The following is a 13,476-nucleotide window of genomic DNA, read 5'->3' as shown; positions in this document are numbered from 1 at the left end:
GTGATCGAGGCGCCCGGCGCAGTTCTGGGTCAATAGAGACCATTTAAGACTCTGTTTTTACTCTATTGTTTCTAAATTTTGAGAGAAAGATACAACTTATTCCGGATGAGAATTGGGAGTCGCGGAATCCGCTACACGGCAGTTTTCTACAACCGCTGTTTACGCTGCATTAACGCTGTCGTGAGAGTCCTCTTAGGGTCACAAGTATTTCTCGGGCCGAGGGGGCTGCATTGGATACTCAGAGTCAATATTGTGAATCTATAAATTTGCCGGACATGCTAAGCATCCGCCATGTGTTGGAATTGCATTCCAAGCTTAGCGCTGAATTTCGTAGTAAAGACGAAATTGTCGTCAGCATCTCTGATGGCGCTGAAGCTGATCTCAGTTTCATCCAACTTGTGGAGGCGGCCCGCCGCCAAGCAAAATCTGAGGGAAAGACGTTCAGGCTTTCTTCCCCCGCCAGCGGCTCTGTTCTGAAGGTACTTGAGCGCGGCGGCTTTATCGAATCCTTCGATCAGGAAGACTTAAAGTTCTGGTTGCATAAAGAGGTGATGTTATGAGTGCCAACATCCTGACCGTAGACGATTCCGCCAGCATCCGCCTGACCACCAAGGTCACGCTCACCAATGCCGGTTTTAGCGTTACCGAAGCGGTGAACGGGGCGGAAGGCCTCATGGCGGCCAAAAGCGGCAGCTTCGATTTGATCGTAACCGATCTCAACATGCCGGTTATGGACGGGCTGACGATGATCGAGGAACTGCGCAAGCTGCCAGCGCAGGCCGGTGTTCCGATTATCTTTCTAACGACGGAATCTGACGCCGATCTCAAGGCGCGTGCGAAGGCTGCAGGCGCGACTGGCTGGCTGACCAAGCCGTTCGACCCGGAAAATCTCGTGAAGATCGTGAAAAAGGTCTTAGGAAGATGAGCGCCCTCGATCCCGTCGCCGTATTCCGCATGGAAGCTGCCGAATGCCTCGAAGCGATCGAGGCCGGACTTCTCGACCTCACGCACCAGCTCGACAATAAGGATCTCGTCGACGCGGTATTCCGTGGGCTTCACACGCTCAAGGGATCGGGCGCGATGTTCGGTTTCGAGGCGCTCGCCGCCTTCACCCATCATTGCGAAACCGCCTTCGACCGCGTCCGGAAGGGCGAGGTCGCGGCGACCAGCGAACTCGTCGCCGCCGTTCTCGCCGCCCAGGATCATATGCGTGCCCTCGTCGAACAGCCCGACGCCGATCACGGCGACACCGGGCATAAGCTGCTGGCGCAGCTGCAGGCTGCCGTCGGCGGCAAGACTGCGACGCCCGCCACGGCGGCAGCCGCTGTCACAGCGCCCGTGCAAAATACATCGGGGAAGAACAGCTGGCGCATCCGCTTCAGCCTGCCGGCCAGTTCAATGGCCAACGGTACCAATCCGCTGGGTTTGCTGGACGAGTTGCGTGATCTCGGCGAATGCACCGTGCGCGCCAATACTTCGGCCATTCCACCGCTCGACGCGCTCACTCCGACGGAACTCTACGTTTCCTGGGATGTGACGCTGACCAGCGAGCAGGACCGTTCGGCGATCGACGACGTCTTCATCTTCGTGCTCGACGACATGGAACTCAGCGTTGATGAGATCGACGGCACAGTGGCGATAGCAGCCGCTCCGGCTGAAGCAGGGCCGGCGCGCCTCGCTGCCGCCTCCGTATCGCCGGCGCCTGTGCCGGCTGCTGCCGTGCCGGAATTCCGTCCCGTGGAAGCGGTTCCCGTCAAGCGTGAGGCGCCCGTCGCCGCCAGCCAGGCGAAGGCTGCCGAGAACGTGCGGGTCCCGGCTGAGCGTCTGGACGAACTGATGGACCGCGTCGGTGAGCTCGTCATTGCGCAATCGCGCCTCAGCCAGCTCGCCGGCGCCAGCACCGACATTGCGTTGCGCTCCGTATCGGAAGAAATCGAACGTCTTTCCGGCGAATTGCGCGACACGATGATGGTGCTGCGCATGGTGCCGGTCGCGACCCTCTTCTCCCGCTTCCGTCGACTTGTCCACGACCTCGCACGTGAAACTGGGAAGGTGATCGAGCTGGTGACGGAGGGCGAGACGACCGAAGTCGACAAGACGGTGATCGAGCGCCTGGCCGATCCGCTGGTGCATCTGGTGCGCAACTCGATCGATCATGGTCTCGAGACACCTGACGACCGCCTTGCCGCCGGCAAGACCGAAGCCGGCACGGTGACGCTTTCGGCCCGCCAGGCCGGCGGGGAGGTGATCATCTCGATCAAGGACGATGGCCGCGGCATTAATCGTGAACGGGTTCGGGCCAAGGCGGAATCCTCCGGTCTCATTCTGCCCGGCCAGCCGCTTTCGGACCAAGAGTTGCTGCAGTTGATCTTCGCTCCCGGCTTTTCGACGGCTGCGGCGATCACCAATCTCTCCGGCCGGGGCGTCGGTATGGACGTCGTCAAGAAGACGGTCGAGGCGCTTCGCGGCGCGATTGATATCGTCAGCGTGCCGGGTCAGGGCTCGGAAGTATCGCTGCGCATCCCGCTGACGCTAGCCATCATCGACGGACTGCTGGTGCGTGTCGGCTCGGGCCGCTACGTCATTCCGCTCTCGGCGGTCGAGGAATGCCTCGAACTATCGCTCGAGGAAGATCTCCGCTCACGCGGCCGCAGCTTCATCTCGCTGCGTGACAGTCTGGTGCCGTTCCTGCGCCTGCGTGATCTATTCCGCACCGGCACTAAACCCGATGTGCACCAGAAGGTCGTGGTCATCTCGACCGGAACCGAGCGGGTTGGCCTCGTCGTCGACCAGATCATTGGCGATCACCAGACGGTCATCAAGTCGATGTCGAAACTCCACAATGACGTGGCGACTTTTTCGGGCGCCACCATTCTCGGCGACGGCAGCGTCGCCCTCATTCTCGACGTCGGGCATCTGGTTGCCGCGGGTCAGCAACAGGAGGCGCAATTGCGGGTAGCAGGATGAGAGCAGCAGCAACGGTCGAACGTTTCGACAATCATTGGAACTATGCCGAGGAGGTCGAGGTCCTGACCTTCGATCTCAACGGCGAGACCTTTGCGCTGGAGGCGGTCATCGTCCAGGAAATCCTGGACCTGCTTCCGGAGACCGCGGTGCCGGGCAGCCAGCCCTTCGTCGCCAGCGTCATCAACTTCCGCGGCAAGGTCATTCCGCTCGCCGACCTGCGTCTCGCCTTCGGGATGGAGGCGGCGGAGGCGACGATCGACAGCCGCTTCATCGTCATCGAGATCGACCTGCAGGGTGAGCCGACGCTCGTCGGTCTCAGAACCGACAAGGTGAACGAGGTGACGACGCTGACAAAAAACGCGAGCGAGGCGCCACCGAGCGTCGGCATGCGCTGGCGCGCCGACTACATCAACTGCCTGGTGAAGAGGGGTGGAGAGTTCATCATTCTCCCGAATCTGCAGGCGATTTTTTCATCGCGACATGACGCGGCGGGGGCCGTCAACTGAAGGCGGATGAATCCAAGAGGGGTTTGGGACGATGAGACTGACAATCAAGACGAAACTGGTGACGGCGTTCACCTTTATTATTCTCATGTTATTGGGCACTGCCGTTTATGGCATTTTCAGCCTCGGATCACTGAACGATACGATCGGCAATCTTCTTGCCGGCCCGGCGGCCCGCCTCGACCTTGCGCAGCAGATCAACATCGCGCAACTCGAAGCCATCCGCCAGCAGAAGAACCTGCTCAATGCCCGTAGCGCCGATGAATCGGCCGCGGCGATCGACAAGGGCAATCAGGCCCGCAAGGACTTCAGTGACGCCTTCAATCAGGTGCTGACGCTTGCGACGGAAGAAGGCAAGGCGCGCTGGGCTCGTATCGCCGAATTTTCGAAGTCCTTCAACGCAGCCGACGATCAAATCCGTGACTACCTGAAGGTGGGCAATGCTGAAGGTGCAAACACTGTCTCCATTACGACGGCGCGGGCTGCCGTCAACAATATCGACTCGACGCTCGCCGAGATCCTGGCGCTTGAAAAGCAGCGCATGAAGGCCGCCGACGCCGATGCCGACGCGCAGTATGCGACGACGCGCACGACGATGATCGCCGTCGCTGCCGTTGCACTGCTGATTGCCGCGATTACCGCCTTCTGGATCGCCAGCACGATCAGCAAAGGCCTCAGCCGCGCCAATACCGTGGTGCGTGAAGTGTCTGAAGGCGACCTGACGAAAATGGCCGATATCACCAGCCATGATGAAATCGGCGAACTCCTGGGCAACGTCAACATCATGATCGAACGCCTGCGCGGCGTGGTCGCCGACGCGATATCGGCCGCCGAAAACGTCTCGTCGGGCAGCCAGCAGCTCTCGGCAAGCTCCGAGCAGGTGTCGCAGGGCGCCTCGGAGCAGGCGGCTTCGGCCGAAGAGGCTTCCGCCTCGATGGAGGAGATGGCCGCCAACATCAAGCAGAATGCCGACAATGCCGCCCAGACGGAAAAGATAGCCCGTCAGTCGGCCAAGGATGCGGAAGCCAGCGGCGAGGCGGTGACGCGCGCGGTCGACGCCATGCGCACGATCGCGCAGAAGATCAGCATCGTCCAGGAAATCGCGCGTCAGACGGATCTGCTTGCCCTCAATGCCGCTGTGGAAGCGGCACGCGCCGGCGAGCACGGCAAGGGTTTTGCAGTGGTCGCATCGGAAGTGCGCAAGCTTGCCGAGCGCAGCCAGTCGGCCGCGGCCGAAATCAGCTCGATGTCCAGCGATACCGTCAAGGCCGCTGCCGATGCCGGCGAGATGCTCGGCCGCCTAGTGCCCGATATCCGCAAGACGGCGGAACTCGTTTCCGAGATCAGCGCCGCCTGCCGCGAACAGGATATCGGTGCGGCCCAGATCAACGAGGCGATCCAGCAACTCGACAAGGTCACGCAGCAGAACGCCGGCGCCTCCGAACAGATGTCTGCAACTTCCGAGGAGCTCGCCTCCCAGGCGGAAGAACTGCAGACGTCGATCGCCTTCTTCAAGGTCGATACGGCAGGCAGAGCGGGTTCCGGCGCCCAGAAGTCGCCGGCAAAAGGTCCGGCCAAGGTGGTCAAGGCTCCGACCGTTGCCCGCAAGCCTGCCCAGCAGGCCCAAAGCCAGGGCGGCCGTGGCCAGACGGTTGCGGCTCAGCAGCAGCGTCTCAAGGGCTTTGCTCTCGATATGTCGATGGGCGGTCCGGATGCCAGCGACGACGATTTTCGGGAAAGCGCGTAGGCGCTTTCCGGGGGAGAGCGCATAGCGTTTCCCGGCGAGGCAGTGAACGCCTTCGCCCTCATTTGATCCCTCGGGCCGCTCCGGTGGCCCGAGGCCGAAATCTCCCCAACGCGTGTAGGCGTTGACGCTGCGACCGACAGATGTTCGGCTGCCGGGAAGTGAATGCAGTCGCTTTCCCTCTTTCAGACAAATCATTCTGAAGTTCGGCGTTCCCTGGATCGGAACGTCTTTCTATCCAATCGTTTTGGCACGGGGTATCACATGCGTTTCACCATTAAGCTCAAACTAGGCCTTGCCTTTGCAGTCATAACGCTGCTTTTGATCGGCATCGCGGTTTACGGAAGCCTGAGCCTCGGCACCTTGAACGAGGCGAGCGGCAATATGATCGATGGGCCGGTGCGCCGCCTGGAGCTGGCGCTGAATGCCAATATCGCCGAAGTCAATGCGATCCGCGCTCAGAAGAACGCGCTGCTTTCGACCGATCACGAGACCGCAGCCGGCTTCTATAAGGAAGCCGACCAGAACCTGCAGACGCTGTTCGACACCGTTGACGCCGGGCTTGCCATCGCCTCGCCGGAGGGCAAGCCTCATTGGGAGAAGCTGCGGACGATCGGAGAAAAATTTAGTGAGAAGTCGACCGAACTGCAGCAACTCGACGAAAGGGGCGACAAATCGGGCGCGCTGGCGCTTTCACTCGGCGATCTCAGGGTGATGACCGACGAGATGGCCGGTGCGATTGCCTCCCTGACCGAGATCCAGCGCAAGGGCATGCAGGCGACCGATCAGGCCAACACCGATCTCTATAGTTCGACGAAGCTCATCCTCACCACGGCATCTGGAATCGCTGTGCTCCTGGCGCTCGGCGCCGCCTTGTGGATCACGTTCGGCATCAACAACGGCCTGAGGAAGATCACCAGCGTCGCAAATGCCGTGGCAATCGGTGATCTCAATCAGAAGGTCGACATCAGGACGAATGACGAGATCAAGGATCTCCTCGATACGGTCAACACGATGACCGCCAATCTGCGTGCGACCGCCGCGCTTGCTAACCAGATCGCCATGGGCGACCTGACCACTGATGCCAAGCCGCTCTCGGACAAGGACACGCTCGGGATTGCGATGCAGAGCATGATCGCCAATCTCCGGACCACGGCCGGGATAGCCAACCAGATCGCAAACGGCGATCTGACCGTGTCTCCGAAGCCGCTCTCCGACAAGGATGCGCTTGGCCTTGCCCTGGAGCAGATGGTCGAGCGGTTGCGCGGCGTGGTCGCAGACGCGATTTCGGCGGCCGAAAATGTTTCGGCCGGCAGCCAGGAGCTTTCGGCAAGTTCCGAACAGGTGTCGCAAGGCGCCACCGAGCAGGCCGCGTCGGCCGAAGAGGCGTCGGCCTCGATGGAAGAGATGGCCTCGAACATCAAGCAGAATGCCGACAATGCCGCTCAGACGGAAAAGATAGCCCGTCAGTCGGCCAAGGATGCGGAAGCCAGCGGCGAAGCGGTGACGCGCGCCGTCGACGCCATGCGCACGATCGCCCAGAAGATCGGCATCGTCCAGGAAATCGCCCGCCAGACTGATCTGCTCGCTCTTAATGCGGCTGTGGAAGCGGCACGCGCCGGTGAACACGGCAAGGGTTTTGCGGTGGTCGCATCGGAAGTGCGCAAGCTTGCCGAACGCAGCCAGTCGGCCGCAGCCGAAATCAGCGCCATGTCGAGCGATACCGTGACAGCCGCTCAGGAGGCCGGCGAAATGCTGGGTCGCCTAGTGCCCGACATCCGCAAGACGGCGGAACTCGTTTCCGAGATCAGTGCTGCCTGCCGTGAACAGGATATCGGTGCGGCCCAGATCAACGAGGCGATCCAGCAGCTCGACAAGGTCACGCAGCAGAACGCCGGCGCCTCCGAACAGATGTCTGCAACTTCCGAGGAGCTCGCCGCGCAGGCGGAAGAACTGCAGACGTCGATCGCCTTCTTCAAGGTTGACATGGCTGGCAACCGCCAGTCCCGCGCGCCGGCCGTCAAGATGACGGTACGGGGTGCAGCTCCCACCGCTGCGCGCAAGCCTGCGGCCAAGAAACCGGCTGCCGGTAGCGTGGCCGCCCAACAGGCTCGTGCGAAGGGGTTTGCTCTCGACATGTCGATGGGCGGACCGGATATGGCGGACGAAGAATTCCGCGAGAGCGCGTAGCGCTCTTCGGACACAGGATTGGGGCGCGGCGACAGCGGCCCCAGCATCGAACCGGTGCATGGACGCACTTGGTCATGCCGGCCCTGCCGGCAACGCATGAAGCGTTTTCACGACGGCACTATGTGCGATTTCGCGGAATACCCGCTGCGGTACTAACGAGGGCTTGAAATGCGCTTCACAATCAAACTCAAACTAAGCTTGGTGTTCGGTTTCATCGTGCTACTCACGTGCGGCATGGCCGGTCTTGCGATCTATAATCTTTCGTCGTTGAACAGTGAGATATCGATCATGGTCGCCGGTCCGGTCGCCAACCTGCGCGATTCGGGCGATCTTTCCGATGCCGTCATGCGCTCTATCCGCGCCGAAAAGGACGCGATCATCAATACGGATCCGGTCAAGATTACAGGCTATGTCGAGGAGATTGCGCAACAGCACGAAGTCATCAAGACACTGCAGGGCCGTCTTGCCGCCTCGAACGATGCGGAGATCAAGAAGGAGATGGCCGAGTTCGGTGATCTCTATAGTAAATGGACCACGTTGCAGGATCGCATCGCCGGTCTCGCCACCGAGAATACGACGGAATCCAATGCTCAAGCCGGCGTCATTTCGATGGGCGAAGGGCAGCAGGCGACGGCCCAGCTGCTCGGTATTCTCACCAAGCTGAACGACACCGTGACAGCCAATCTCGCGGAAACGGATGCGGCCACCAACGAGCAGTATGCCCACTCGCGTAATCTGCTTGTCATGATGACGATTGGTTTGATCTTTGTCTCGTCGGCGGCCGCGATCTGGATCCTGCTTAACATCTCCCGCGGCCTGAAGCGCGCCGTCAACCTCGCCGACGCGGTCAGCATCGGGGATCTCGAGCAGAAGATAGAGCATAAGAGCAATGACGAAATCCGCGATCTCGTCGATTCGATGAGCAGGATGACGGCAAATCTGCGCAACACCGCGACGATCGCCAACCAGATTTCGAACGGCGACCTCATGGTGTCCCCGAAGCCCCTTTCAGAGAAGGATACGCTCGGCATTGCGCTCGAACAGATGGTCGAGCGGCTGCGCGGCGTCGTCGCCGATGCCATCTCGGCCGCTGAGAATGTTTCCGCCGGCAGTCAGCAGCTTTCGGCAAGTTCCGAGCAGGTATCTCAGGGTGCCAGCGAACAAGCGGCTTCGGCCGAAGAGGCGTCGGCCTCGATGGAGGAGATGGCCGCCAATATCAAGCAGAACGCCGACAATGCCGCACAAACGGAGAAGATCGCACGGCAGTCGGCCAAGGACGCGGAAGCGAGCGGTGATGCGGTGACGCGCGCCGTGCAGGCGATGCGGACTATTGCCGAGAAGATCAGCATCGTTCAGGAAATCGCTCGTCAGACGGACCTTCTCGCTCTCAATGCCGCTGTGGAGGCGGCGCGTGCCGGCGAACACGGCAAGGGCTTTGCAGTGGTCGCGTCGGAAGTGCGCAAGCTTGCCGAACGCAGCCAGTCGGCCGCGGCCGAAATCAGCGCCATGTCAGGCGATACGGTCAAGGCCGCGCAGGAAGCCGGTGACATGCTCGGCCGCCTGGTGCCCGACATCCGCAAGACGGCGGAACTCGTTGCCGAAATCAGCGCGGCCTGCCGCGAGCAGGATGTCGGTGCGGCTCAGATCAACGAGGCGATCCAACAGCTCGACAAGGTGACTCAGCAGAATGCCGGCGCCTCCGAACAGATGTCGGCGACCTCGGAAGAACTTGCCTCCCAGGCGGAAGAACTGCAGACCTCGATTGCCTTCTTCAGGGTCGATACGGCAGGCAACCGCCTGTCACGCGCGCCGGCCGTCAATATGACGGCCCGCAGCCCGGCTCCCAGCGCCGCCCGCAAGCCGGCGATCAAGAAACCGGCGGCCAGCAGTGTCGCCGGCCAGCAGGCGCGGGTGAAAGGTTTCGCTCTCGATCTCTCCATGGGCGGTCCCGATGATGGTGACGCCGAATTCAAGGAAAGTGCATGATCATGGCAACGACATCTCTGGAAGCGCAATTCGTGACCTTCAGCCTCGGCGAGGAAATTTTTGCTGTGCCGGTCGAGGTCGTGCGGGAGATCCTCGACTATGCGGAAGCCTTCAAAATTCCGAATGGTCCCGACTATCTGCTCGGTCTGCGTGATGTGCGCGGGCAGGGCGTGCCGACCATCGATCTTCGATTGAAGCTTGGCATGACGAAGACGGTGCCGACGCCACATACGCGGGTGCTCGTGCTCGACGTGCCGATGGAAAGCCGGCTGCTAACGCTCGGCCTCGTCGCCGACCGCGTCTTCGAGGTTACACCGTTCCGGCGTGACCAGATCGAGGCGGCGCCTGACATCGGCGTGCGCTGGCGCTCGGACTATATCGCCGGCGTCGTTCGCCGTGAAAACGGCTTTGTCGTCATCATCGATCTCGCACGTCTCTTGTCGCGCGAGGATGCTTCTGCACTGCAATCGGCGGCATGACCGCGCGTCAACCCGGAGTAATGCGTTCCATGAGTATGGCAGCAGCGGTGGAAACCCAATTGCCGGGCGACCGGATCAGCAAGCGGAATTTCGAAAAGCTTGCCCGGTTCATCTACGACTATAGCGGCATCAAGATGCCGCCGACCAAACTGACGATGCTCGAAGGGCGGCTGAGACGCCGCCTTCGCGCCACCAACCATTCGACCTTCGACGATTATTGCGACTTCCTGTTCAATCACGACGGCCTCGCCCAGGAAACTGTCTACCTGATTGACGTGGTGACGACGAACAAAACCGATTTCTTCCGCGAAGCAAAGCATTTCGACTACCTGCAGAGCGTCGCACTGCCGGCAATCGTCAACAGCGGCGTGCGGACCATCCGCGCCTGGAGCTCGGCGTGCTCGACCGGAGCCGAACCCTATACGATGGCGATGGTGCTGGCAGAGTTCACGGAAGGCCGCAACGATGTCTCCTACAGCGTGCTGGCGACCGACCTTTCCACAGATGTGTTGCAGACGGCGCGCCGCGGCATCTATCCGGAAGATCTGATTGCGCCCGTGCCGCGCGACCTGCAGCGCAAATATGTGCTGAAAGCCAAGCAACCGGATCGGCGGGAAGTGCGTATCACGCCCAAACTGCGCAGCAGGATCGGCTTTGCCCGCATGAATCTGATGGACGACAAGTATCCGATCGGCGATCCGATGAACGTCATCTTCTGCCGCAACGTACTCATCTACTTCGACAAGCAAACTCAGGCGGGTGTGCTCAGCCGTCTCTGTGATTGCTTGGCGAAAGGCGGCTATATGTTCATCGGTCATTCCGAATCGATCACCGGCTTCGATCTGCCGCTCAAGCAGGTTTCGAACACGGTGTTTCAGCGTATCTAGAGGCATTCATGCGCAAGAAAATCCGCGTTCTCATCATCGACGATTCCGCCAGCGTCCGGCAGACACTGGCCCATGTGCTGGAGCAGGATCCCGATATCGAGATCATGGGGGTGGCACCCGATCCTTTCGTGGCGGCGCGGAGGCTGCAGGAGGAGATTCCCGACGTCATCACCCTCGACGTGGAGATGCCTCGTATGGACGGCATCACTTTCCTGCGCAAGCTGATGTCGCAGCGGCCGATCCCAGTGGTAATGTGTTCGTCGCTGACGGAAGCGGGCTCGGAAACGCTGATCCAGGCGCTGGAGGCTGGTGCCGTCGACGTCATTCTCAAATCAAAGATCGGGGCAGCCGACGGCTTGGCCGATGATGCGATACGCATTCGCGAAGTCGTCAAGAGCGCTTCGCATGCGCGGCTTTCCACCGTGCGCCGCGCCGCCGGAACCATCCGCTCGGCTTCCGCCGAGGGCCCAGCCAAGAAACTAACGGCGGATGCCATGCTGCCACCGCCGACGGGTCGAGCCATGGCGAAGACGACGGAGATGGTCGTCTGCGTCGGCGCCTCCACCGGCGGCACCGAAGCACTGCGCGAATTTCTCGAGGAACTGCCGGCCAATGCACCGGGCGTGGTGATCGTCCAGCATATGCCGGAGAAATTCACCGCGGCCTTCGCCAAGCGCCTGAACGGGCTTTGCGAGGTCGAGGTCAAGGAAGCCGTCGACGGCGATCCAGTGCTGCGCGGCCATGTGCTGATCGCGCCCGGTGACAAGCACATGCTGCTCGAACGTCAGGGCGCGCGTTATTATGTAAGCGTGAAGACAGGGCCGCTGGTCTCGCGCCACCGGCCTTCCGTCGATGTGCTCTTCCGTTCGGCGGCGCGTTCGGCCGGCTCGAACGCCATGGGGATCATCATGACGGGCATGGGCGACGACGGTGCGCGTGGCATGCTGGAGATGCATGAGACGGGCGCCTACACGGTGGCGCAGGACGAGGCAAGTTCCGTTGTATTCGGCATGCCGAAGGAGGCGATCGCCAGGGGAGGGGTCGACCGCATTCTGCCGCTCGATCAGATCGCCCGCGAAGTGCTGATCACGCAGCAGAAGTTCTGATACCTGTTTCAATCGAGCAAGGCCGGCGGTATCAGGGGAGGCCGCCGGGACATTAATCCTTACGCGTGCGCGTCAGGCGAGATAACCACCATCGATCGTCAGGCTGGCGCCGGTGACGAAGCCGGCTTCCTCGCTGGCGAGATAAGCGGCGAGACCTGCGATCTCCCGATCCTCGCCCAGGCGGCCTAGCGCCATCAGCGGCTTGAGGCGCTCATGATCTTCCTCATTAGGGTTCATTTCGGTAACTGTCGGGCCGGGCTGGATATTGTTGACGGTGATGCCGCGCGGCCCGAGATCGCGGGCAAGTCCGCGGGTCATCGACGCAATGGCGCCCTTTGTCATGCTGTAGACCGCCGATGTCGGAAAGCCGCTGCGCTCAGCCGTGACGCTGCCTATGGTGATGACGCGGCCGCCCTCTTTCATATGTCTTGCCGCTGCCTGGACGCCGACGAAGACAGCGCGGACATTGACCGCGAACATGCGGTCGAAATCCTCTAGCGAGTAGTCGTCGAGCGGATTGCGGATTAGAATGCCCGCATTGCTGACGAGAATGTCCAGACCACCGAAGCGGTTGACGGTCAGCGAGACAGCGTCCCTCACAGCCTGTGCATCGGCGCTGTCAGCATGGATCGACAGCACCCTTCCGCCGGCTGTTTCCAGTTCCTCGACGACCGCCTTCGCCCTCGCTTCGGAACTGGAGTAAGTGAAAGCGACCGCGGCGCCATCGGCAGCAAGTCTTCGCACGATGGCGGCGCCGATGCCGCGTGATCCACCGGTGACGAGGGCGATCTTGCCGGAGAGCGATTGGGACATATGCGTTTCCTTTCTTTTTGGATCGTTTAGTCTATAATAGAGCGCGAAAAGATTTTTGTTGGCGATATCCCTTTCTTCAGCGAAGACTCCTGACCGCCAAGCGGGCAATGCGGCGCAGTATCTCTGGTGAGGCACCGTTGCGGGCACTGATTTTCATGCCCGATAGCGTAGCGCCGAGAAAATGAATGGCATCGGAGATCTGGATGTCGTACGCAAGTTCTCCCGCGCTACGAGCCTGCTTGAGAAGGATTTCCAGGGCGGAATGCAGTGCGCGGCCGGCGCTGTCGGTAAGAGCCCCGATCTCTGCGTCGGTGCGGCCGAATTCGCAAATGGCGCTGACGCCGAGGCAGCCGCGCTTCGCCTCGGCTGCAGGACGGGAAGCGAAAGCGACAAGGGCGCCTTCCAGCGCCTTAATCGGTTGGCCGGGAAGGCGAAGGTCAGCGACGATCTTGCCGATGCTGTCGGCATTGTAGCGTTCCAACGCTTCGAGATAGAGGCCGCGCTTGTCACCGAAAGTGTCGTACATGCTTTGCCGGCTGATCTTCATCGCTCTCAGCAGTTCGTCGGTGGAGGTGCCCTCATACCCGTGCTCGGAAAACACCCCGATGGCGGCATGCAGCGCGTTGTCGCGATCGAATTCCTTGTGTCGTGCCATGATCAGCAACTAGCATTTCTGGATTGATCTGTCCAGAATAGATTGATGGTTTCCGACGAGGCGCGGCGCCATGCGTGCCTCCCCTTGAAATTTCCGCGATTTTGTGGTCTTGAGGCCGCCAATCTTTGCAGCGCTGCCTGTCATGC

The 13,476-nt window shown here is 61.0% G+C and carries 12 protein-coding genes; 10 read left to right on the top strand and 2 right to left on the bottom strand.

The genetic code is table 11. The annotated features are described in order from the left end of the window. Nucleotides 1-230 precede the first annotated feature (230 nt). From J2J98_RS17910 to J2J98_RS17865, 10 genes are all read left to right on the top strand, one after another. On the top strand, nt 231-560 hold the full coding sequence (locus J2J98_RS17910; RefSeq protein WP_138394857.1) for an STAS domain-containing protein: 330 nt from the start codon (nt 231-233) through the stop codon (nt 558-560). Then, a complete protein-coding gene (locus J2J98_RS17905) occupies nt 557-925 on the top strand; it encodes a response regulator (RefSeq protein WP_207601737.1) in 369 nt (122 codons plus the stop codon). The genes J2J98_RS17910 and J2J98_RS17905 overlap by 4 nt, the downstream gene beginning before the upstream one ends. After that, nucleotides 922-2,967, top strand: a complete 2,046-nt coding sequence (locus J2J98_RS17900; protein ID WP_207601736.1) for a chemotaxis protein CheA — start codon at nt 922-924, stop codon at nt 2,965-2,967. Before J2J98_RS17905 ends, J2J98_RS17900 begins: the two co-directional genes overlap by 4 nt. Next, nucleotides 2,964-3,473 (top strand): chemotaxis protein CheW, encoded by a 510-nt coding sequence (locus tag J2J98_RS17895; RefSeq protein ID WP_064708770.1) that lies wholly within the window; start codon nt 2,964-2,966, stop codon nt 3,471-3,473. Before J2J98_RS17900 ends, J2J98_RS17895 begins: the two co-directional genes overlap by 4 nt. Nucleotides 3,474-3,504: 31 nt before the next feature. Beyond that, the gene (locus J2J98_RS17890) at nt 3,505-5,217 is read left to right on the top strand and encodes a methyl-accepting chemotaxis protein (protein ID WP_207601735.1); all 1,713 of its coding nucleotides are present in this window, start codon (nt 3,505-3,507) and stop codon (nt 5,215-5,217) included. Between the two features lie 261 nt (nt 5,218-5,478). Next, nucleotides 5,479-7,404, top strand: a complete 1,926-nt coding sequence (locus J2J98_RS17885) for a HAMP domain-containing methyl-accepting chemotaxis protein (RefSeq protein WP_207601734.1) — start codon at nt 5,479-5,481, stop codon at nt 7,402-7,404. Nucleotides 7,405-7,572: 168 nt separating this feature from the next. After that, nucleotides 7,573-9,390: a methyl-accepting chemotaxis protein gene (locus J2J98_RS17880; RefSeq protein ID WP_207601733.1), complete on the top strand. Its 1,818-nt coding sequence runs from the start codon at nt 7,573-7,575 to the stop codon at nt 9,388-9,390. Next, on the top strand, nt 9,387-9,869 hold the full coding sequence (locus J2J98_RS17875) for a chemotaxis protein CheW (RefSeq protein WP_171049239.1): 483 nt from the start codon (nt 9,387-9,389) through the stop codon (nt 9,867-9,869). Before J2J98_RS17880 ends, J2J98_RS17875 begins: the two co-directional genes overlap by 4 nt. 29 nt (nt 9,870-9,898) lie before the next feature. Continuing rightward, nucleotides 9,899-10,756 carry a CheR family methyltransferase gene (locus J2J98_RS17870; protein ID WP_064708773.1) on the top strand — a complete coding sequence of 286 codons (858 nt, stop codon included), beginning with the start codon at nt 9,899-9,901 and terminating at the stop codon, nt 10,754-10,756. Between the two features lie 8 nt (nt 10,757-10,764). Then, a complete protein-coding gene (locus tag J2J98_RS17865) occupies nt 10,765-11,862 on the top strand; it encodes a protein-glutamate methylesterase/protein-glutamine glutaminase (RefSeq protein WP_207601732.1) in 1,098 nt (365 codons plus the stop codon). A 72-nt stretch (nt 11,863-11,934) separates the two neighbouring features. Here J2J98_RS17865 and J2J98_RS17860 read toward each other — a convergent pair whose 3' ends face one another. Together J2J98_RS17860 and J2J98_RS17855 are read right to left on the bottom strand one after the other, a co-directional pair. Further along, nucleotides 11,935-12,675 carry a 3-oxoacyl-ACP reductase family protein gene (locus J2J98_RS17860; RefSeq protein ID WP_138394852.1) on the bottom strand — a complete coding sequence of 247 codons (741 nt, stop codon included), beginning with the start codon at nt 12,673-12,675 and terminating at the stop codon, nt 11,935-11,937. A 76-nt stretch (nt 12,676-12,751) separates the two neighbouring features. Then, nucleotides 12,752-13,330 carry a TetR/AcrR family transcriptional regulator gene (locus J2J98_RS17855; RefSeq protein ID WP_207601731.1) on the bottom strand — a complete coding sequence of 193 codons (579 nt, stop codon included), beginning with the start codon at nt 13,328-13,330 and terminating at the stop codon, nt 12,752-12,754. Between the last annotated feature and the right edge of the window lie 146 nt (nt 13,331-13,476).

The organism is Rhizobium bangladeshense, assembly GCF_017357245.1.
GTDB lineage: Bacteria > Pseudomonadota > Alphaproteobacteria > Rhizobiales > Rhizobiaceae > Rhizobium > Rhizobium bangladeshense.
Note: the sequence above shows the minus strand (reverse complement) of the source record. Positions and strands in the feature narration are given on the sequence as shown.